Source organism: Erythrobacter sp. RANMB8 (genome assembly GCF_056848235.1).
In genome coordinates, this window is record NZ_JBREHG010000013.1 from 78777 (window position 1) to 98899 (window position 20123).

22 protein-coding genes and 1 tRNA gene are annotated in these 20123 nt (G+C 66.4%); 11 read left to right on the forward strand and 12 right to left on the reverse strand.

Annotated elements, in window-relative coordinates; genetic code table 11:
* Window positions 1-104 precede the first annotated feature (104 nt).
* From nadC to ACU0AG_RS13625, 3 genes are read left to right on the forward strand one after another with little or no spacing between them, the layout of a single operon-like run.
* Window positions 105-980, forward strand: a complete 876-nt coding sequence (nadC, locus tag ACU0AG_RS13615) for a carboxylating nicotinate-nucleotide diphosphorylase (RefSeq protein WP_482782819.1) — start codon at window positions 105-107, stop codon at window positions 978-980.
* Window positions 977-1414 carry a hypothetical protein gene (locus tag ACU0AG_RS13620; RefSeq protein WP_482782820.1) on the forward strand — a complete coding sequence of 146 codons (438 nt, stop codon included), beginning with the start codon at window positions 977-979 and terminating at the stop codon, window positions 1412-1414. The genes nadC and ACU0AG_RS13620 overlap by 4 nt, the downstream gene beginning before the upstream one ends.
* Complete coding sequence (locus ACU0AG_RS13625; protein ID WP_482782821.1) at window positions 1395-2114, forward strand: ribonuclease T2 family protein; 720 nt, start codon at window positions 1395-1397, stop codon at window positions 2112-2114. The genes ACU0AG_RS13620 and ACU0AG_RS13625 overlap by 20 nt, the downstream gene beginning before the upstream one ends.
* On the opposite strand, the gene hisN is transcribed toward ACU0AG_RS13625, so the two are convergent.
* The 5 genes from hisN to glpX form a co-directional block, all read right to left on the reverse strand.
* Window positions 2111-2881, reverse strand: coding sequence for a histidinol-phosphatase (hisN, locus tag ACU0AG_RS13630; RefSeq protein ID WP_482782822.1), 771 nt, complete (start codon window positions 2879-2881; stop codon window positions 2111-2113). The two genes, ACU0AG_RS13625 and hisN, sit on opposite strands and share 4 nt — an antisense overlap.
* Window positions 2878-3483 carry a hypothetical protein gene (locus ACU0AG_RS13635; RefSeq protein WP_482782823.1) on the reverse strand — a complete coding sequence of 202 codons (606 nt, stop codon included), beginning with the start codon at window positions 3481-3483 and terminating at the stop codon, window positions 2878-2880. Before ACU0AG_RS13635 ends, hisN begins: the two co-directional genes overlap by 4 nt.
* A gap of 10 nt (window positions 3484-3493) precedes the next feature.
* Window positions 3494-4429: a ribose-phosphate pyrophosphokinase gene (locus tag ACU0AG_RS13640; RefSeq protein ID WP_482782824.1), complete on the reverse strand. Its 936-nt coding sequence runs from the start codon at window positions 4427-4429 to the stop codon at window positions 3494-3496.
* A gap of 94 nt (window positions 4430-4523) precedes the next feature.
* Window positions 4524-4910: a hypothetical protein gene (locus ACU0AG_RS13645; protein WP_482782825.1), complete on the reverse strand. Its 387-nt coding sequence runs from the start codon at window positions 4908-4910 to the stop codon at window positions 4524-4526.
* Window positions 4911-4917: 7 nt separating this feature from the next.
* The gene (gene glpX, locus ACU0AG_RS13650) at window positions 4918-5934 is read right to left on the reverse strand and encodes a class II fructose-bisphosphatase (RefSeq protein ID WP_482782826.1); all 1017 of its coding nucleotides are present in this window, start codon (window positions 5932-5934) and stop codon (window positions 4918-4920) included.
* Window positions 5935-6056: 122 nt separating this feature from the next.
* Between glpX and ACU0AG_RS13655 the strand changes: the two genes are divergently transcribed.
* The gene (locus ACU0AG_RS13655) at window positions 6057-6629 is read left to right on the forward strand and encodes a hypothetical protein (protein ID WP_482782827.1); all 573 of its coding nucleotides are present in this window, start codon (window positions 6057-6059) and stop codon (window positions 6627-6629) included.
* Window positions 6630-6641: 12 nt separating this feature from the next.
* Window positions 6642-7283: a hypothetical protein gene (locus ACU0AG_RS13660; RefSeq protein WP_482782828.1), complete on the forward strand. Its 642-nt coding sequence runs from the start codon at window positions 6642-6644 to the stop codon at window positions 7281-7283.
* Window positions 7284-7406: 123 nt separating this feature from the next.
* Here the strand turns inward: ACU0AG_RS13660 and ACU0AG_RS13665 are convergent, their stop codons facing one another.
* Together ACU0AG_RS13665 and ACU0AG_RS13670 are read right to left on the reverse strand one after the other, a co-directional pair.
* The gene (locus ACU0AG_RS13665) at window positions 7407-8726 is read right to left on the reverse strand and encodes a homoserine dehydrogenase (RefSeq protein ID WP_482782829.1); all 1320 of its coding nucleotides are present in this window, start codon (window positions 8724-8726) and stop codon (window positions 7407-7409) included.
* A 77-nt stretch (window positions 8727-8803) separates the two neighbouring features.
* Window positions 8804-9643, reverse strand: coding sequence for a hypothetical protein (locus tag ACU0AG_RS13670; RefSeq protein ID WP_482782830.1), 840 nt, complete (start codon window positions 9641-9643; stop codon window positions 8804-8806).
* A 415-nt stretch (window positions 9644-10058) separates the two neighbouring features.
* Between ACU0AG_RS13670 and ACU0AG_RS13675 the strand changes: the two genes are divergently transcribed.
* The 4 genes from ACU0AG_RS13675 (at window position 10059) to ACU0AG_RS13690 (ending at window position 12717) form a co-directional block, all read left to right on the forward strand.
* Window positions 10059-10739, forward strand: a complete 681-nt coding sequence (locus tag ACU0AG_RS13675) for an energy transducer TonB (protein WP_482782831.1) — start codon at window positions 10059-10061, stop codon at window positions 10737-10739.
* 78 nt (window positions 10740-10817) lie between these two features.
* Complete coding sequence (locus ACU0AG_RS13680; RefSeq protein WP_482782832.1) at window positions 10818-11594, forward strand: MotA/TolQ/ExbB proton channel family protein; 777 nt, start codon at window positions 10818-10820, stop codon at window positions 11592-11594.
* A 134-nt stretch (window positions 11595-11728) separates the two neighbouring features.
* Entirely contained in the window at window positions 11729-12259 is a 531-nt protein-coding gene (locus ACU0AG_RS13685; RefSeq protein WP_482782833.1) for an ExbD/TolR family protein, read from the forward strand.
* 29 nt (window positions 12260-12288) lie between these two features.
* Window positions 12289-12717 carry an ExbD/TolR family protein gene (locus ACU0AG_RS13690; protein ID WP_482782834.1) on the forward strand — a complete coding sequence of 143 codons (429 nt, stop codon included), beginning with the start codon at window positions 12289-12291 and terminating at the stop codon, window positions 12715-12717.
* Window positions 12718-12907: 190 nt separating this feature from the next.
* Here the strand turns inward: ACU0AG_RS13690 and ACU0AG_RS13695 are convergent, their stop codons facing one another.
* The 5 genes from ACU0AG_RS13695 to ACU0AG_RS13715 form a co-directional block, all read right to left on the reverse strand.
* Complete coding sequence (locus ACU0AG_RS13695; protein ID WP_482782835.1) at window positions 12908-15379, reverse strand: ligase-associated DNA damage response DEXH box helicase; 2472 nt, start codon at window positions 15377-15379, stop codon at window positions 12908-12910.
* 1 nt (window position 15380) lies between these two features.
* Window positions 15381-16280 (reverse strand): DUF2059 domain-containing protein, encoded by a 900-nt coding sequence (locus tag ACU0AG_RS13700; RefSeq protein WP_482782836.1) that lies wholly within the window; start codon window positions 16278-16280, stop codon window positions 15381-15383.
* A gap of 28 nt (window positions 16281-16308) precedes the next feature.
* Window positions 16309-17724, reverse strand: a complete 1416-nt coding sequence (gene pgmG / locus ACU0AG_RS13705; RefSeq protein ID WP_482782837.1) for a phosphoglucomutase/phosphomannomutase PgmG — start codon at window positions 17722-17724, stop codon at window positions 16309-16311.
* Between the two features lie 131 nt (window positions 17725-17855).
* On the reverse strand, window positions 17856-18167 hold the full coding sequence (locus tag ACU0AG_RS13710) for a J domain-containing protein (protein ID WP_482782838.1): 312 nt from the start codon (window positions 18165-18167) through the stop codon (window positions 17856-17858).
* On the reverse strand, window positions 18167-19024 hold the full coding sequence (locus ACU0AG_RS13715) for a division plane positioning ATPase MipZ (protein ID WP_482782839.1): 858 nt from the start codon (window positions 19022-19024) through the stop codon (window positions 18167-18169). The genes ACU0AG_RS13710 and ACU0AG_RS13715 overlap by 1 nt, the downstream gene beginning before the upstream one ends.
* Before the next feature lie 112 nt (window positions 19025-19136).
* Here ACU0AG_RS13715 and panC point away from each other — a divergent pair, with 112 nt between their 5' ends.
* Window positions 19137-20000, forward strand: coding sequence for a pantoate--beta-alanine ligase (panC, locus tag ACU0AG_RS13720; RefSeq protein ID WP_482782840.1), 864 nt, complete (start codon window positions 19137-19139; stop codon window positions 19998-20000).
* Window positions 20001-20049: 49 nt separating this feature from the next.
* Window positions 20050-20123 (forward strand) — tRNA-Gly (locus tag ACU0AG_RS13725).

Consider the following 20123-nt stretch of genomic DNA (forward strand, 5'->3'; position numbering starts at 1 on the left):
GAGCCTGCGGCTCCGGTACCCCGTCCCCGTTCGTGTCGAGCGAAGTCGAGACACCTTTGCGCAGCCTCTCGACTTCGCTCGAGGCGAAAGGCTAGGGTAAGGGCATGACCACCTTCACCCTCCCCGGCTTCGACCTTGCCAAATTCATCCGCGAAACCCTTGCCGAAGACTTGGGCGAAGGGCTCCCCGGCGGCGGGCGGGATGTGACGTCGGAGAGCGTGATCCCCGCCGAGGCGCGGTTCACCGGGGTGATGGACAGCCGCGATGCCATCGTGGTGGCGGGCCTCCCGCTGGCCGAGGCCTTCTTCCGCCACCTCGATCCCGAATGCACCATCGAAACCCTCGTCCATGATGGCGACAAGGTGCCCGCGGGCACCGATCTGATGCGCATCGCAGGCAAGGCGCGGGCGTTGCTGACGGCGGAACGCTCTGCGCTCAATATCGTGCAGCACCTTTCGGGCATCGCCACGCTGACCCATGCCTATGTCACCGCGATGCGCGGGGATGGCGGCAATCCGGCCTGCACGCTGCTCGATACCCGCAAGACCATTCCTGGGCTCAGGTTCCTCGAAAAATACGCCACCCGACAGGGCGGCGCGCAGAACCACCGCATGGGGCTGTGGGATGCGGCGATGATCAAGGATAACCACGTGGCGGTCGCGGGCAGTGTCGGCGAGGCGGTGCGCCGCGCGCGCGAGGCAGGGGTCGCAAAGATTATCTGCGAGGTCGACAGCCTCGACCAGATCGAGCCCGCGCTTGAAGCCGGGGCCAGCCACCTGCTGCTCGACAATATGGATCCGGCCACGCTGGCGCAGGCGGTGGACATGGTCGCAGGCCGCGTGCCGACCGAGGCGAGCGGGGGCGTGAACCTTGATACCATCGCCGCCAAGGCTGCGAGCGGCGTCGATTACATCTCGGTCGGAAGACTGACCCAGAGCGCGCCTGCCGCCGACATCGGGCTGGATTTCACGCCGGCATGATCGCGCTGTCACGGCGGCGTCCGGCGAGTATCACGATCTTCGCGGTGCTGTTCCTTGCCGCGGCCGTGTGTTCCTGCATCGACGGGCTGGTGCGGATCCCGGTGGCGCTGAAATCGCAGAACACCTTTGCCTGGCTGACCCGCGATTTTCTGATCGTGTGGCACAGTGCATGGCTGTCGATCGCGGTGATTCCGGTTGCGATGGTATGGCTTTCGGCAGTGCGCTTCGCCCGCTGGCTGGTGGCAGGCGTTACGCTGTTCAAGCTGGCGGGCTTCCTGCTGATGCTGCCGGGCTTGCCGATGCTGCTGCGGATGCAACCGCTGTGGGTCGCCTCGCTCGCGCTGGGCGTGCCGGCGGCGGCGCTGCTGTTCACGCCCGCCAGCAACCGCTGGTTCGCACACGGGGGAGGGGAAGATGTTGCGGTGTTCGAATAAGGCTCTCGTCGCCCTGTCGCTGGTGCTGCCCGCCGCCGCCCCGACAACGGCGAGCGCGCAGGCCTACCAGTGCCGCGCGCCGCAGGTGAGCAGCGTCCCCGCGATTACCCCCGATGGCCCGCGCCGCAGCCTGCCGGTGACGGGCTATACCATGGCGCTCAGCTGGTCGCCGGAGTTCTGCAAGCCGCGCGCCGACCAGCGCAGCCATGCGGCGCAATGTTCGGGCAAGAACGGCAGCTTCGGCCTTGTCGTCCACGGGCTGTGGCCCGAAAGCGGTGCCAGCTGGCCGCAATGGTGCGGCGAGGGCGCGGCGCTGACCCCCGCGACCATCCGCGCCAATATGTGCATGATGCCGTCCGAACGCCTGATCGCCCGCCAATGGGCCAAGCACGGCAGCTGCATGGTGCGGCGGCCCGACGCCTATCTCAAGGTGACGCGCATCCTGTGGGATTCCTATCGCATCCCCGATTACGACCGCATCAGCCGCGAAGAAGGCCTGACCGCAGGCCGCATCCGCGCCGCCTTTGCCGATGCCAATCCCGGCATTCCCGCAAGCGCGATCGGGGTGAAGCTCAACAGCCGTGGCTGGCTGGAGGAAGTGCGCCTGTGCTACGCCAAGACCTTCCGCCCGACCCGTTGCAGCGCATCGCGGTTTGGCGCGAAGGACAGCGCGGCGGCGAAAATCTGGCGCGGGCTTTAACCCATCGCCTCCAGCACATCTTCCAGCCGCGCCGGATCGCCGAGCGCGATGACCGTGCCGTCGGACCCGGCGTCGAGCGGGTTGCCCTGCCAGTCGGCCATCATCCCGCCCGCACCCTCGACCACCGGCACCAGCGCGGCATAATCATAGAGCTTCAGCCCCGCCTCGATCACGACATCGATGTGCCCGCTGGCGACAAGGCCGTAATTGTAGCAGTCTCCGCCGAACACGATCTTCTTTTCGGCCACCTGCTTGGCGACCGACATGAAGGCGTCGGCTTCTTCATTGGTGAACAGATGCGGGCTGGTGGTGGCGAGCACCGCGTCGGCAAGCTCCTTGAGCGGGCGTGCGGCGGCGGGCTTGCCGTTGAACAGCGTCGGCTGGCCGATGCGCCCGACCCAGCGTTCGCCCGCCACCGGCTGGTCGATGATGCCGAGCACCGGCCAGCCATCCTGCAACAGCGCGATCAGCGTGCCGAAGATCGGGCGTCCGGCGATGAAGCTGGTGGTGCCGTCGATCGGATCGAGCACCCATTGCCGCCCGGCGCCTTCGTTGCGGGTGCCATATTCCTCGCCGATAATGCCGTCGGCGGGGAAGGTGTCCTCGATCAGTTTGCGCATCGCGGCCTCGGCAGCGCGGTCGGCCTCGGTAACGAAGGAGCGGTCGGCCTTGCGCTCGTGATCCCATTGCCCGCGAAACAGCGGACGGATCGCGGCACCGGCGGCATCGGCCAGCGCCAAAGCAAGGGCGAGGTCTTTATCGGTCATGCATAGGTTTCCAGATAAGTGCGCGGTATCGCCGGATCGGCAGCCATTACGAAAACAAACCCTGCGGCAAGAACGACACCCAGCGCCATGACGATCAGTGGCACCGTAGCGCTGCGGAACCGCCATGCCAAAGCGCACCCGCCGTGAACGAACAGCGCCGCCACGCCCATGAAGTAGTACGGGGCAAAAAACCCTGCGAGCCCTGCATGAAAACCGGCGGCGGCGAAGTGATAATTGGTGTCCAGCCCCATCACCACACGCCCGGCCAATACCGCCGCCACGTGGTTGAGGATGAACAGCACCAGCACCAAACCCGAACCCGCCTGCATCCATGCCAGCCACCCGCTCCGCTCTGTGCGGGTCCGCCAGATCATCGTCAGACCCGAACCGATCTGAAACGCAAGAGCAAGCATAAGCAGGGTCTCGGCGAGGAGATTGCGATAGATCGGCCGCAGCGCCTCCATCACTGCGATATGCGCGCTTTGGCCTGCGAACATGGCCACGTGATTGCCGAGATGCAGCAGCAGGAAAACGCCGATCAGCGCCCCGCTTGCAAGATGGAGGCTGCGCGTCTGCCGGTTACGGTCATCCGCGCCCGCCATTGCCCGCACCTCAATCGAACAGGCTCGACACCGAGCTTTCATCCGCAATCCGGCGGATGGCTTCGCCCACCAGCGGGGCGATGGGCAGGATGCGGATGCGGTCGGATGCTTCGGCGGCTTCGGTCGGGCGGATCGAATCGGTGATCACCAGTTCCTTGAGGCTCGATCCGTTGATCCGCGCCACCGCGCCGCCCGACAGCACGCCGTGGGTGATATAGGCAGCCACGCTCGCCGCGCCGCCTTCGAGCAGCGCTTCGGCGGCGTTGCACAGGGTGCCGCCCGAATCGACGATGTCGTCGATCAGGATGCAGTGGCGGCCCGAAACGTCGCCGATGATGTTCATCACCTCGCTCTCGCCCGGACGGTCACGGCGCTTGTCGACGATCGCCAGCGGGGCGTTGTCGAGCCGCTTGGCCAGCGCCCGCGCGCGCACCACGCCGCCCACGTCGGGGCTGACCACCATCAGCGCCTGATCGCCGTAGCGCGCCTGGATATCGGCGGCCATCACGGGAGCGGCATAGAGGTTGTCGGTCGGGATATCGAAGAAGCCCTGGATCTGCCCCGCGTGCAGGTCCACCGCCAGCATGCGGTCAGCGCCGGCTTCGGTGATCAGGTTCGCGACCAGCTTGGCCGAAATCGGCGTGCGCGGGCCTGGCTTGCGGTCCTGCCGGGCATAACCGAAATAGGGCACCACCGCGGTGATCCGCTTGGCCGAGGCGCGGCGCAGCGCATCAATGCAGATCAGCAGTTCCATCAGGTTGTCGTTCGCCGGGAAATTGGTCGGCTGGACGACGAACACATCCTCCCCGCGCACGTTTTCGTGGATTTCGACGAAGACTTCCTCGTCCGAAAACCGCCGCACGCTGGCGTCGGTCAGCGGGATTTCGAGATAGGCCGCAATGGCCCGGGCGAGCGGCAGGTTCGAATTGCCGGACATGATTTTCATGGTGTGCGAATCCCCGAGCGCGGATGGTTCGCCCCGCCTAGCGCGGCGTCATGGAAATGCAACGTGGCAGGCAGTCCTTGTCGTCATCTGCGCATCACCACGCCGCCCAGATCAGCCCCGCGCCGCCCGCGATGGAAAAGGGCGCGATCATCCGCACCAGCCGGGGCGGAATGCGCCTGGCCCAGAACACCGCATAGCCATTGTGCCATGCCAGCGGCACCACCATCAGCAGCAGCGACGAGCCGGCGATGAACCATCCGGCAAGCTCGAACAGCGCGGGCAGCTTTGCCACATCGGCGCGCACCAGCATGGCGGCTCCGGCAAGACAGCGCGGCACCTGTTCGGCGAGATTCACGCGGTGCGAGGTGGCGGTGAGGCTGAGGATATCCAGCGCCCGCCGGGGCCGCAGCGCCATCAGCGCGCCGACAGCAACCAGCCAGCCGCCCGCCGCAATCAGGATCAGCAGCGCGAGGGTCTGCAAGGGCCGCTCACGCGATCCGGTGTTCGCCCCTGATCCACCTGACAGTACCCGATGACGCGCGCATCACCACGCTTTCAGTGGTGAGGATCGTCTCGCCGGTCGGCTTGCGGCGGCGCTTCACCCCGTCGAGCAGCGAGCCGCTGGTCACACCGGTTGCCGCGAAAATGCAATCGCCCCTGGCGAGGTCTTCCAGCTTGTAGATCCGATTGAGGTCTTCGATCCCCCACTTGCGCGCGCGGGCCTTTTCATCCTCGTTGCGGAACACCAGCCGCCCGTTGAACTGCCCGCCGACACAGCGCAACGCCGCCGCTGCCAGCACGCCCTCGGGCGCGCCGCCCTGACCCATGTAGAGATCGATGGTGGTTTCCTCGTCGGTCACCGCGATCACGCCGGCCACGTCGCCATCGCCGATCAGCACCACCCCGCAGCCCAGCGCGCGCAGCTCGGCGATCAGTTCGGCATGGCGCGGGCGATCGAGCACGCAGACATTGATCTGCGAAGGATCGACACCTTTGGCCGCTGCCACCGCCTTGACGTTTTCGGTCGGCGATTTGGCGAGATCGATGATGCCTTCGGGATAGCCGGGGCCGACGGCGATCTTGTCCATATAGGTGTCGGGCGCGTTCAGCAGGCAGCCCTTTTCCGCCGCTGCCAGCACAGCGAGCGCATTCGGCCCGGCCTTGGCGGTGATGGTGGTGCCTTCCAGCGGATCGAGCGCGATGTCGATCTGCGGGCCTTTGCCCATGCCGACCTTCTCGCCGATATAGAGCATCGGCGCCTCGTCACGCTCGCCTTCGCCGATCACCACGGTGCCGTCGATATAGAGATTGTCGAACGCCTTGCGCATGGCTTCCACTGCGGCGGCATCGGCCGCCTTTTCGTCCCCGCGCCCGATCAGTTGCGCCGCGGCAATCGCTGCCGCTTCGGTCACGCGCACCATTTCCAGCACCAGCACGCGCTGGATGGCGTTGTCGCTGGTGGCTTGCCCGTCAGCGGCGAGGTCGGTATCGGTGGAGGAGTTCATGCGCAATTCAGCCCTTCTTCGCTCTGGTCACGACCAGACCACATTTCACCCCGGCGCTTAAACGGATGGAGACGGGTTTGTCGAGCAAAGCTGCACCCGCCAGGATCGCTTTCCGTAAGGTTATGCCCGCTGCTGCCGGGATTCTGGCATTGCTGGCCGCCCCCCCTGTGCTCGCGCAGGATGACACGGCGGCGACACCGCCTGCCGCCGCAGAGCCTGCTGCGCCCCCGCAGCCGCGCATCAACCTGATGGTCACCGTGCCCCGCGGCGAGGTCAATCAGGCCCAGGCCAAGGAATGTGTCGACCGCGCCGATGCCGGCACCATCAGCGGCGAGATCGTGGTGTGCCGCGAGGTCGGCAGCGATGGCACCGGCCTCACCGGCAATCGCGCCGAGACGCAGAAACGCTATGCGCAGGAAACCGCCTTCAAGGGCACGCCGCGCGCGCCGGACATGTTCGGCATTCCCGATAACGGTAAGGGCATCGGCTTTGGCGGTGTGCCGCCGCCAGCCCTGATGATCGATGTCGAGGCCCTGCCCAAGGCGCCAGCCGGTTCGGATGCCGACCGGATCGCGCGCGGATTGCCGCCGCTGGATGAAGGCCGCGAGCTGACCGAGGAAGAGGAAAAGGCGCGGCGCGAGGCGGCGGGGATCAAGACCACCGTGCCCCCGCGCGCAAAGAGGAAGGGCGATTAGGAGCGGACGCCCGTGTTCGCCCACCTGCTCGCAGCCTTGGCCTTGCTGGCAGCCGGCGCCCCGCCCGCACCCCCGGCCACGCGCCTGCCGCCGCGCCCCGCGGCCGGCGCAGCCGAGACGCCGCCCCCGCGCATTCCCATCGACCTTGGCCCCGACGCCCCGGAAAGCGGCCCGCCCGAACAGATCGACATCCTCGCCCCGCCACCTTCCACAGAGACCGCCAATGCGGCGGTCGTCAAGGAATGCGAAGACCAGCGCGAAGCGGGCGTGGTCGCGGGCGAGATCGTGGTGTGCCGGGCGCTGGAGATCGACACCAGCCAGCTTTACAGCGGCAGCCGCGAGGCGTGGCTCAAGGACTATGCCCGGCGCACGCAGGGTGCGAACACCATTCCGCCGCCCGATGTCGCGGGGGCGGGCATCTTTCGCGGGCCGCCGACGATCAGCGGGCTGTGCTTCATCGGGCCGTGCCCCAAGGATGCGGCGCTGATGGTCGATGTCGAAGCGATCCCGCCGCCGCCCGAAGGCTCCGATGCCGAACGCGTGGCGCAGGGCCTCGCCCCGCGCGAAGGCGATGATGCGCCGCTATCGGAGGATGACCGCCGCCGGGTCGAGGCCGAACTGGGCCTGCCGGGGGTTCCGTCTCCCGAGGAATGAGGTGCAATACTCCCCTCCCTTTGGGGAGGGGTTGGGGGTGGGGGTTCTACGCCCGCGATGGCCGAACACCCATCCCCAACCCCTTCCCTCAAGGGCAGGGGCCTCGACAGGGAATGACCGCAATCAGAGCGGCAGAATCGGCAGCACCAGCGGATCGCCGGAGAGGCTGTCCGATCCTTCGAGCAGCGCCAGTGCGCGGGCGATGCCGGCTTCCGGCCCTTCATGGGTCACCATCGCCACCATCACCTCGCCCGCATCATGGCCGCGGCCCTGCTGGATCAGGCTTTCGATCGAGACATTGCCATCGCGCATGGCGGCGGTGATTTCGGCGAGCACGCCGGGACGGTCCTTGACCATGAAGCGAAGATAGGTGCGCTCGGTGCGGTGGCCCGGTTCGGCCGGCGGCAGCGCGGCGAGCTGGGCCACGGGGATCGAGAAGGGCGCGCCCACTTCGTCCCGCGCAATGTCGATAAGGTCGGCCGCGACCGCGCTCGCTGTCGGCCCGTCGCCTGCGCCTGCGCCCTGAAACAGCAGACGGCCGGAGAAATTGCCTTCGGCCACCACCGCGTTGGTCGGGCCGTCGACCGCGCTCAGGGGGTGGCCTCTTGCGACAAGGCAGGGTCGCACGCGCTGGAGCAGGCGCGGGCCATCGGGGGTGTCCTCGACATCGGCCTCGCCGATCAGGCGGATGACAAAGCCGAGCGCGGCGGCCTGCGCGATATCGGCGGCGCGCACCTGCGTGATGCCGCTGACCCGCACGCCCGCGAAATCGACCCGTGTGCCGAACCCGATCGACGCGAGGATCGCCAGCTTGTGCGCGGCGTCCACACCCTCGATGTCGAAGGCCGGATCAGCCTCGGCAAAGCCCAGCCGCTGCGCTTCGGCCAGCACATCGGCGAAATCGGCGCCGGTGCGCTCCATGGTTGAAAGGATGTAATTGCAGGTGCCGTTGAGGATGCCGTAAACCTTGGTGAGCGCGTTGGCGCTGGTGCCTTCGCGCAGGCCCTTGATGACGGGGATCCCGCCCGCCACCGCGGCCTCGAACTTCAGCGGCACATTATGCGCCTCGGCGATTTCGGCGAGTTCCAGCCCGTGATGCGCGATCATCGCCTTGTTGGCCGTGACGAGGCCCTTGCCCGCAGACAGCGCCGCGCGCGAGCAGGCGAGGGCCGGGCCATCCGATCCGCCGACCAGTTCCACCACCACATCGACATCATCGCGCCGGGCGAGCGCGGTCATGTCGTCCTCCCAGGCGAAGCGGGTGATATCGACGCCGCGATCCTTGCCGCGGTCACGCGCGCTGACAGCGACCACCTCGATCCCGCGCCCGGCCCGCGCCGCGATCAGCGCCCGGTTGGTGTCGAGCAGCCGGATCACGCCCGCGCCGACAGTGCCGAGACCGGCGATGGCGATGCGCAGCGGCTGGGGTGCGGTGGTGGTCAAGCGGGCCTCCATGAATAACGGAGACGCCGCTTAACCCTCACCGCCGCGCGGTCAAGCCGCGAGCGATGCAGGGCGCCTCAGGTGATCCGCCGCTCGCACGGGCCGAGTTGCTGGATCACGAAGGCATAATCCCCCGCCGCCAGCCGCCGCGCCTCGGGCTCGCGCGCGAGGTTGGCGTTGCTAGGCAGCTGCGCGGGCAGGGCGCAGGCGAGCCGATACCAGCGCAGCGTCTGGGGGGCAGGCGGGCGCGCCGCCGAATCGATGATCTCGCCCCACGACACGCCCCACTGCGGGCGCTGCCCCGGCCGGCGCAGGATGGTGAGCGAGACCGGCGCGCGGTTTTCGGTGGCGAGGAAGATCTGCGTCTCCGATTCGCCGGTGAGCGTGCCCGCCACCGCCAGCGCATCGGATACGCCGGTGATGCGCGGCGGGACATCGGCGGCGTAAAGCTCGGTCAGGATCGGGCGCAGGCGTGCTTCGAGTTCAGGGGTGTAAGCCAGCTGCGCCGCCGGGCCGACCAGCCGCACCTCGCCCGCCCGGCCCGGCACCGCATCGGCAAACAGCAGAAATTCGCGCTTCTTCAGCTTGGGCACCTTGCCCTTCGCATCCAGCGGCACGTCGACCAGATAGGCCAGCGTCCCGCCCACCGAGCCGCGTCCCGCGATCAGGCCGAGGGTATCGGCCTGGATATAAAGTCTCGCGAATCCCGGCGCGAGACCCGGCGCGCGATCGGGTTTCAGGGTCGTCTGACGGCGAATCCGGGCGCGGATGACAAGGTCGGAGCCTTCCGAAAGCGTCGCAAGATCGGCATAGGTGGGCCCGTCATTTGTAACGATTGCAGTCGGCGCAGGGGCCTGTGCGTGGCCCGCAACAGGCATCACCGCAAGCCCGGCAAGCATCACTGCGCCAACCTTCATAGGTTTGAAAATTCTCGTTAATTCATCTTTAACCTGTGGCTTCATCGTGACCCTCGTCGAACACATCCGGCAGCATCCTATAGCAATGTCTGTTGCACATGACTCGCAGTGAATTGGCCCTGAACCGCAAAAGCGTTTGATCGGCTAGGGGATGCCCGTTAAAGCCCGAAACGCTGACTGCGCGGGATTGGGGACATTGCCGCACAGACAGCTCAGGTTGCGCTCCTGGCAAGTTGCCGGGAGTGTGCCGGTCGGGACAAGGTTCGGGCGACGTGCAGTTTCAGGCACCCGCCCGTTGTTCTTTCCCGGCGTGGGAGGACCGAAATGACCGGGATCCATTCACCGGCTGACAAGGCCGGGGGGTGGGGAGTGTGCCGATCGCATGATCGGCGAGTAATTGGAGAGAAAGCGCTGGATGTCCTACGCTAGCCAACAACAAGGATTGACCGGCCCCAAGCTTGTCGCCCTGATCATCGCGCTGTCGATTGTCGGGAGCGTCGGGGCAGGCATGGTCATCTTCCTCGCGGTTGACGCCGTGAAAGAGGTGATCGAACGGGTCACCACCGTCGAAGTGAAGGAGGAGGAGCCGCCGCCACCGCCGGACGAGCCGCCGCCGCCTGAAGACGTTCCGGAGCAGACCTCGCCCCCGCCGCCGGTTGCGCCGCCGCCGCCGTTTGACATCGCGCCCAATCCGCCGCCGATGGAAACGACGCCGAAGCCGCCGCCGCCGCAGCCGGTCAGTCCGCAGCCGAGCAACGCGAACCCTCCGGGACCGCCTGCGCCGCCCGCACAGCCTTCCAAGGCGCGCGGTGCCCGCACCAAGAATGAACGCAGCTGGGCTGCGCGCATTCAGGAAAACTACCCCGCCCGCGCCCTGCGCGAGGAAATCGAGGGGACTGTGGGTGTGCGCGTGTCCGTGACTCCCGATGGCCGTGCAACCGGCTGTTCGGTGACCGCATCGAGCGGCTCGGACATTCTGGATTCGGCGGCCTGTGCGGGGATGGAGCGTTATGCGCGCTTCGAACCGGCGCTGGATGATGCCGGCAACCCGACCACGGGCAGCTACACCACCCGCATCACGTATCGCTTGAACTGACGGACAATCCGGCGGGCGGGCCACGGAAATTCCGGGCCCCCTGTCATCAGGACAATTCTTTCAAAAGGACTTTTCGCAATGAACCTTTACCTTCTCGCCGCCGGCGCCGCCGGCGCCGCCGAAGCAGCCCCCGAAAACAAGTTCGGCTTCGTCGAAGCCATGAAGGAAGGCGGCCCGGTCGCCTGGACGATCCTTGCCATCATGGTCATCATGTCGGTCGGTTCGTTCTACATCATGTTCACCAAGCTGTTCGAACAGAACAAGGTGATGAAGCAGTACAACACCGTGCAGACCCAGTTCTGGCGTGCCGGCAGCCTCAAGGAAGGCGCCGCCAAGCTCGACAAGGACAGCGCATGGCGCCAGCTCGCCGACGACGCCGTCAAGGCCCAGGAAGATCACGGCAAGATGGTCGATGCGCTCGAATCGCATGACTACATGCACGGTTCGCTCCAGCGTTCGGAAGATTCGATCAACGCCGTGCTCAACGGCGGTCTGGCCTTCCTCGCCACCGTCGGCGCGACCGCTCCGTTCGTCGGTCTGCTCGGCACCGTGATCGGGATCTACCGCGCGCTGATCAACATCGGCATCGCCGGTTCGGCCTCGATCGACAAGGTCGCCGGCCCCGTCGGTGAAGCGCTGATCATGACCGCGATCGGTCTGCTCGTCGCTGTGCCTGCCGTGTTCGCGTTCAACTGGCTGCAGGGCCGCAACCGCAAGATCGCGGCGATGCTCAGCACCTTCTCGACCGATCTGCTGGCGTACATGAACTCGAACGGCGCGGTGAAGCCCGTGGTTCCGGCTGCGGCTCCGGCCAAGCCCGCCGCCAAGCCGGCTGCGCCCGCCGCCAAGGCCTGATCGCCATTGTCGCAAGCGGCGGGCGCGGTCACCATGATCGTCCCCGCCGCTGCTACCCGCCAGATCGCTGCCTTGCAGCGGTCCGGTCCGGGGAAAGTCTTCAGGTCAAATTTTTGACAGGCTAGGAATTCACAATGGCGATTTCTACAGGAGGCGGGGCCGATACCCCACTGTCCGACATCAACACCACGCCGCTGGTGGACGTGATGCTGGTGCTCCTGATCATCTTCCTCATCGCGGTTCCGGTGGCGATCCAGACGATCGAAAAGCTGGAAATTCCGGTGTTCGAATCGCGCGAATCGAAGGACAAGGTGGAAAACCTGCTGCTTACTGTCAGCACCACCGATGCTGCCGGTCGCAGCGCGGGCCAGCCGGGTTTCGAGGGCGCATCGCGCGCCGGGGAATGCCGGATCTACTTCAACAACATCACCCCGGTGACCTCTGCGGAACTGGAAAAGATGGCGTTCGAACGGCTTGATGCCATCGTCAAGCGTGCCGGCGGTGCCGAAGCGCTGATGGAGAACCCGGACGCAATCCCGCAGGTTCACATCCGCGGCGATGTCAACGCTCCGTGGAAGTGCGTGGCCGGTGCGATCTACAACGTCCAGCGGGCGGGCTATCCGATTGTCGGGTTCATTTCGAACCCGATCGATCCGAACGGCTGATTGTCCAGGTTTTTTGAGGAGTAACTGACATGGGTATGTCCGGAGGCAAGCTCGACGGCCAACCGATGATGGAAATGAACATGACGCCGCTGATCGACGTTCTGCTCGTTCTGCTGATCATGTTCATCATCACCATCCCGGTGGCGACCCACTCGGTCGACATCGACCTGCCGCAGCCGACCAATGCACCGCCGCCGCTGGTCGAACCGACCAAGAACAAGCTGGTGCTGACGCAGGACGACCAGATCCTGTGGAACGGCAATCCGATCACCGAAGACCAGCTGCGCGCCGGTCTGCAGGCCTCGCTCAACATGAACCCCGAGCCCGAACTCCAGTTCGAGCCCGAGGCGCTGGCGAGCTACAGCCTGTCGGCTCGCGTGCTGCAGGACATCAAGGAATCGGGCGTGACCAAGTTCGGGTTCGTCGGCAACGACAAGTACCGCGAATTCGGCAAGTGATGCAGGCGGGTTCTTGACCGGCCCTAGACCGGTCTAGACCCCTCCTAGCCTCGTCTTGACCTTTTCCAGAACGGGCGCTGCGAGCGATCGCGGCGCCCTTTTTGCGTGGAATTCCGGTGTGTTCGGGCGGAACAAGTGCTTCAGGGTCAGCAACACACCGACCCAATGTTTCACGTGAAACATTGTGCCGCTAATCGCCTTCCCGAAGCTCATCGGGCCGCATCGCCGCCGCAATCAGGCCTTCCGCTTCCAGCAGCAGTTCGTCGTCCACCGCCCCCTGCGGCACCGCCTCGCGCCCGATCATGGTCATCACCGGCACCGCCAGTGGGCTGACCCGTTCGAGGGTGACATGCACCAGTTCGCGCTCTGACCGTTCGAGCAGATCGGCGAGCCGCCCGACATCGGTCATCCGTGCCCGTGCATCGGCCCATGCGGCCTCGATAAGCACATGATCCGGCTCGTATTTCCGCAGCACATCGTAAATCAGATCGGTCGAGAAGGTGACCTGCTTGCCGGTCTTGCGCTGGCCCGGATGCTGGCGTTCGACCAGCCCGCTGATCACCGCCACCTCGCGAAAGGCGCGGCGCAGCAGGTGGCTTTCGGTCACCCAGTCGGTGAATTCATCCGTCAGAATATCGGGCGATAACAAGGGGGCAGGGTCGGTAACGGGTTTCAGCCCCCACACCGCAAGGCAATAGTCGTTCGCCACAAAGCCCCCCGGCAGCAGCCCCCGCTCCTCCATCCGCCGCGTGATCAGCATGCCGAGGCTCTGGTTCGCGTTCCAGCCCTCGAAAGTGTAATAGGCGGTGTAGTGCTTGCCCCCATGCGGGAAGCTTTCGACCAGCAGTTCCCCCGGCGCAGGCAGGCGGCTGCGCCAGTCCTGCATTTCCAGCCATTCGCGCACATCATCGGGAAAGCGCCCCCAGCCCGCACGGTCCGCCAGCATCGCCTGCACCCGCGTCGCCAGATGGGTGGTGAGCGGCAGGCGGAGGCCGCCATATGACGGAATTGTCGCGCTTTTTTTGGCAGCACGCACGGTCACGTCCATGTCCTTGACGCCTTCGACCTCCAGACTCATCCCGGCAAAGAAGAAGGTGTCGCCGGGAGAAAGCGAAGCTGCAAACCGCTCCTCGACCTTGCCGAGGCTGCGGCCGTTTCTGAAGCGAACGTTGAGCATCTCGCTATCGACGATGATCCCCGCATTCATCCGGTGCCGCTGCGCCTGATTGGGGTGGGCGAGGCGCCAGACGCCTGATTTGTCGCGCACAATCCGCTGGAACCGGTCATAGGCCTTGAGCGCATAGCCGCCGTTGGAGACGAACCCCAGCACGCGGGCAAAGGTCGCCTGATCGACCCAGCTGAAGGCGAGCGAAGACCGCACTTCGGCCAGCAATTCATCCTCGTGGAACGGCCCCGCACAGGCGCAGGCCATGATATGCTGGGCGAGCACATCGAGGCTGCCGGGCCGGAACGCCTCGCCATCGCGCTGGCCTTCGCCCACCGCGTCCCGCGCCGCCATGGCTTCGAGGAATTCGAAGCGGTTGCCCGGCACCAGCACCGCGCGGCTTGGCACATCGAGCCGGTGCCCCGCGCGCCCGATCCGCTGGAGCAGGCGCGAGGAGCCCTTGGGCGCACCCATCTGCACCACCAGATCAATGTCGCCCCAGTCGATGCCGAGATCGAGGCTCGCGGTGCACACCAGCGCCCGCAACTCCCCCCGTGCCATCGCCTCTTCGACCTTGCGCCGCGCCTCGACCGAAAGGCTGCCGTGGTGGATGCCGATGGGGAGGTGATCCTCGTTCGCCTCCCACAGGCACTGGAAGATGAACTCCGCGAGGAAGCGGGTGTTGGTGAAGACCAGCGTGGTGCGGTTGGCCTTGATCGCCTCGTAAAGCTGCGGAATCGCCCAGCGTCCGGCGTGCCCGCCCCACGGCACGCGCTCCTCGCGGGGCAGCAGGATTTCGACCTCCGGCTCGGCCCCTTCCTCCCCCAGCACCAGATCGGCGGCGGCAATCTCCCCGGTGTCGCCCGCCTGAGGGGCGAGCCATTCCTGAAAGTCGCGGGGGTTGGCGAGCGTCGCCGACAGCGCCACCCTTTGCGCCTGCGGGGCGAGCGAATGGAGCCGCGCCAGTGACAGCGCCAGCAGATCGCCGCGCTTGTCGGTGGCAAAGGCGTGCACCTCGTCGATCACGATGCGTTTCAGCCCGGCGAACAGATCGGCGCTTTCGGGGTAGGAGAGCAGCAGCGAGAGGCTCTCGGGTGTGGTCAGCAGGATATGCGGCGGGCGTTCGCGCTGGCGCTTCTTGCGGTCGGAAGGGGTGTCACCGCTGCGGGTTTCCACCCGGATCGGCAGGCCGATGTCCTCGATCGGGGTCAGCAGGTTGCGCTTCACATCCTGCGCCAGCGCCTTCAGCGGCGAGACGTAGAGGGTGTGCAGCCCCTCCGGCGGGGGCGCGCCTGCCGAGGGCGCGAAATCGCACAGCGTCGGCAGGAACCCTGCAAGCGTCTTGCCTGCGCCGGTATCGGCCACCAGCAACGCGTGGCGGCCTTCCCGCGCCTTGGCGAGCATGTCGTGCTGATGCCGCCGCACCCGCCACCCGCGCTGCGCAAACCACGCGGCAATTTCGGGCGGGAGGGGCGCGGCGGACTCCGGTGCGGTCACATCACTCGGCAGCGGGTGCTTCCGCCGCGGCTTCGGCAGCTTCCATGGCTTCCTGCGATGCTTCGGCCGTGGCGGAGAGGTTGGCCTCGATCTCCTCGACCGAATAGCCGGTCACTTCCGCCACCCTCGCCTTTTCCGCCGCGCTGAGATCGGCGAAGCTGCGCTTGGCGGGCAAATCGGCGGTGGCTTCGGCCATTTTCTGTTCGATCGATCCGATGGTGCCCATCATCGCCGGCATCGCCTCCATCGTCGCGCCAAGGATGCGCGGATCGCTCGACATGGAAAAGCTCTTGCGGGCAAAGCTGGCGCCGGTCTCGGTGGCGAAAAACGCCTCGATTTCGGTGAGTTCCTGCGCGGTGAAGTTGATCGCGTAAAGCTCGGACATGGCCTTGCGCATGACCGGCTCCATCGTATTCATCATCTCGGTCATCATGCCCGGGAACATCGCCATCTCGCGCTTCTGCCGTTCGGCCCAGGCGGGATCGAACAGCGAGGCAAGCTCTTCGGTCTGCTCGGTCGTCAGGTCGAGGCTGTAAGTCGAAAGCCCGGTGCCCGAAGCCAGCGTGGCGGTGGCGGGCGATCCGCCCATTTCCATGATCGGGCCGAGCATCTTGTCGAACATCGATCCCATCATCTCGCCCAGCGTGCCTTCGGGGATCAGCTGCCCGACAACGCGCTGCGCCTGCGGCAGGCGGGCTTCCTGTTCGGGGGTCAGCGGCTCGGCCTTGAACATCGCGCCGAACAGCGCCATCGCCTCGTCCATCCCGTTGCTGTCGGCGGGATTGCCATCACTTGCGAGATCCACGGCCTCCCCGCCCGCATCCTGCGCGGCGAGCGGCGGGGCGGCCAGCGTCAGGGCCGCAAGCCCGGCAGTGGCGGCGAAAATCCGGCGACGAATCATGACAGTGCTTCCCTTCGGTGAGGCGGCCTTAATGCCCCACGCTTTCGCCGCGCTCCAGCCCTGACAGGGCCAACTGCTCGTCAATCTGCGCGAGCAGGCGTTCCAGCCCTGCCTCCGTGTCGCTCTCCGCCCGCGCCACCAGCACATCCTGCGTGTTCGAGGCGCGCAGCAGCCACCAGCCGTCGGCGGTGTTCACCCGAACGCCATCGGTGGTGTTGACGCTTTCGACCGCAGGGCCGGGATTGGTTGTAAGCCGCCCGGCGATTTCCGCCATGGCAGCGAATTTGCGGGCCTCGTCGACCTGAAACCGCAGTTCGGGGGTGTTGAGCATCGGCGGGATCGCGCCGCGCAGCTCAGTCACTGATTTGCCCAGCCGCGCCGCCGCCGCCAGCAGGCGGACACCGGCATAAAGCGCGTCGTCATAGCCGTAGTAATCATCGGCAAAGAACACGTGGCCGCTCATCTCGCCCGCCAGCGGCGCGCCGGTTTCCTTCATTTTGGACTTGATCAGCGAATGGCCGGTCTTCCACATCAGCGGCTCCCCGCCGAGCTCCGCCACGCGGTCGAACAGCGCGCGGCTGGCCTTCACATCGGCGATAATCGTCGCATTCGGGCGGTTTTTCAGCAGATCCTCGGCGTAGATCATCAGCAGCTGATCGCCCCAGATCACGCGGCCCGTGCCGTCAATCGCCCCGATCCGGTCGCCATCCCCGTCAAAAGCCACTCCGAAATCGAGGCTCTTTGCCGCGACGAGGGCGCGCAAATCGGCGAGATTGGCCTCCACGGTCGGATCAGGATGGTGGTTTGGAAAATGTCCATCGACTTCGGTAAACAGCAGATGGTGTTCCCCCGGCAGACGGGCGGCCAGCGCTTCGAGCGCGGGGCCAGCAGCGCCGTTGCCGGCATCCCAGCCCACCCTGAGACCCTCCAGCGCCTTGGCATCGATCCCGGCCAGTCCTTCGAGCAGGCGCTCGACATACTCGCCCAGGATGTCGCGCGTGCTGACTTCGCCCGTGCCGCTGGCGAAGGCCCCGTCTCCTGACAGTTTCCCGAGCTTCTGGATATCGGCGCCGAAGAACGGCCGGCCAAGAAATACCATCTTGAAGCCGTTGTAATTGGGGGGATTGTGGCTGCCAGTTATCTGAATGCCGCCATCCACCTGTTCGGCTGACGCTTCGGCGTAATAGAGCATCGGGGTCGCCGCGAGGCCGATCCGCACCACATCGCACCCGCTGCCTGTCAGCCCTTCGACCAGCGCGTGTTCGAGCATGGGCGAGCTGACCCGCCCGTCATACCCCACTGCCACGGTCTTGCCGCCTGCCTCGCGCAGCAGCGTGCCGAACGCCCGCCCGATCGCCCGCGCATCATCCGCGCCCAGCGTTTCGCCGATGATGCCGCGAATGTCGTATTCGCGCAGCACGGTGGGATGGAAGTGGTGTTGCATGGGGACATTCTCCTCGGCAGCGGCGCCTTCAGCGACGCGGGCAGGTGGCGCAAGAACGCGATGGCCCCGGCCCGATTGATACATTCTTTCCAATGACCTGCCGCCGGATTGTGTCAATCCCGCGATGGCCCTCAGATGCCGTCAATATCCTGCGGCGCGGCGGGATCGGGCAGTTCGGCCAGCAGCAGATCGCGCGCGGCATTGGCTTCCTGCATCGCCGCGGTCGATCCGCCGCGGTCGGGGTGCACCAGCGCGGTCAGGCGGCGGTGTGCGGCGATCACTTCCTCGCGCCCGGCTCCGGAGCCCACGCCGAGCAGCTTGCGCGCCCGGAACAGCGCCTCGCTGCGGGCCGAGGCGGGGCGCAGGAAATCCCACGGCCACTTCCCGAAAGCCCAGCGGCAGAACAGGCACGCTGCGGCAATCAGGATGGCAGCACGGAGCATCAGGCGAGTTCCAGCCGGCCCTGTGCGGGGGTGAATTCCGGCAGTGCGAGCCCTTTGACCAGCGAGCGCAATTCCTGCCGCGCCACCAGATGGCTCGTGCCGAGTTCGCCCAGATGCCCCTTGTCGAGCAGCGTGAGGCCCGAGGGAAACAGCTCGCGGTAGATCACGCGTTCCGAAAGCCCCTGCATCACCCGGAACCCGACCCGCTTCGACATTTCTGCGAGGGCCTTCTGCAAGCGTGCCTGGTTCTTCGCCTCGACGTGGCCGGTGCGGTTGCGCACCACGATCCAGTCCATTTCCGGGCGCTGCTGTTCGATCGTCATGCGGCTGCGCTTCATCCGCGCTTCCCAGATCAGCTCGGCAAAGAACGACAGTTTGCGCACCTTGAAGGTTTCGGCGTCGACCTGCCCGATCAGGTCGAAATCGACGAAGCTGTCGTTCATCGGGGTGACCAGCGTATCGGCATGTTCCACGGCGATGCGCGCAAAGGGATCATCGCGCCCCGGATTGTCGATGATCAGGAAATCGCAATTGGCCTCCAGCCGCCGGATCATCGCGATCAGATCCCCGGTGTTTTCCCCGCGGAACACCTCGCAATCGGGGGTCGGCAGCGTCAGCCCGCGCTGTTCGAGCGTGCTCAACCGGTTTTCGATATAGCGGTGCGTTGTGCGCTGGCGCGGATCGAGATCGATCGAGGCCACCCGCGCGCCCAGATAGGACAGCGCCACCGCGACATGCACCGCCGTGGTCGACTTGCCGGTGCCGCCCTTCTCGTTCGCGAACACGATCCGGTGCGCCTGCCCGGGTCGCAGCTTGCGGCTGGCGAGCGGTTGATCGGACGAAGGGACGAGCGACATTGGTGGCAACTCTCGATCGGGAAAGGTCGGCGCGGCCGTGGTGCAGCCGCTTGATCAGGGGCGGGGTGCGCCGCTAGGGCGTCCCCTGCGGTTTACCGAGGGAGGCGCAGCGGTGCAAATTGTCAGAACGCCGGACATGTTGAGAACCGCCGTCGCGGACCTGCGCCAGGGCGGTGCGCGGATCGCGCTGGTGCCGACCATGGGCGCGCTGCACGAAGGTCACCTGACGCTGGTGCGCCGCGCCCGGGCCGAAGCCGATCACGTGGTCGCCTCGATCTTCGTCAATCCCAAGCAGTTCGGCCCGAACGAGGATCTCGATGCCTATCCGCGCCAGCTGGCCGAGGATGCGGCGATGCTGGAGGCCGAAGGCTGCGCGTTGCTGTGGGCGCCGACAGTCGAGGCGATGTATCCGGCAGGCTTTGCCACCAGCATCAGTGTGGCGGGCGTCAGCGAAGGGTTCTGCGGCGCGGCCCGTCCGGGGCATTTCGACGGCGTGGCGACGGTTGTCTGCAAGCTCTTCAACCAGGTGCAGCCCGACATGGCGTTCTTCGGGGAAAAGGATTTCCAGCAGCTCGCCGTGATCCGGACAATGGCCCGCGATCTCGATCTGACTCGACCTCATGTCGATGCCATCATCGGCGTGCCGACCGTGCGCGAGGCGGACGGATTGGCGATGAGCAGCCGCAACCGCTACCTCTCCCCTGAACAGCGCACCGCCGCTGCCGCGCTCCCCGCAGCCATGCGCAGCGCGATTGCCGCGATCGAGGGCGGCGGGAGCGTCGCTGGCGCATTGGCAGGGCTGGAGGAGAGCGTCCTTGCGGCAGGTTTCGCCAGCATCGATTATGCCGCGCTGGCGGATGCCCGATCGCTCGCCCCGCTAACCGCACTGGGCACTACGCCCGCACGCCTGCTGGTGGCGGCGCGCATCGGGGGAACGCGGCTGATCGACAATATGGCGGTCGGCAGCGCCGCGTAACAGTTGACGCGAACCCCCACGCGGTGGCATTGGCGCAGCCGGAGCCCGAGCGGGTATAGCTTAGTGGTAAAGCTCCAGCCTTCCAAGCTGGCTATGCGGGTTCGATTCCCGCTACCCGCTCCA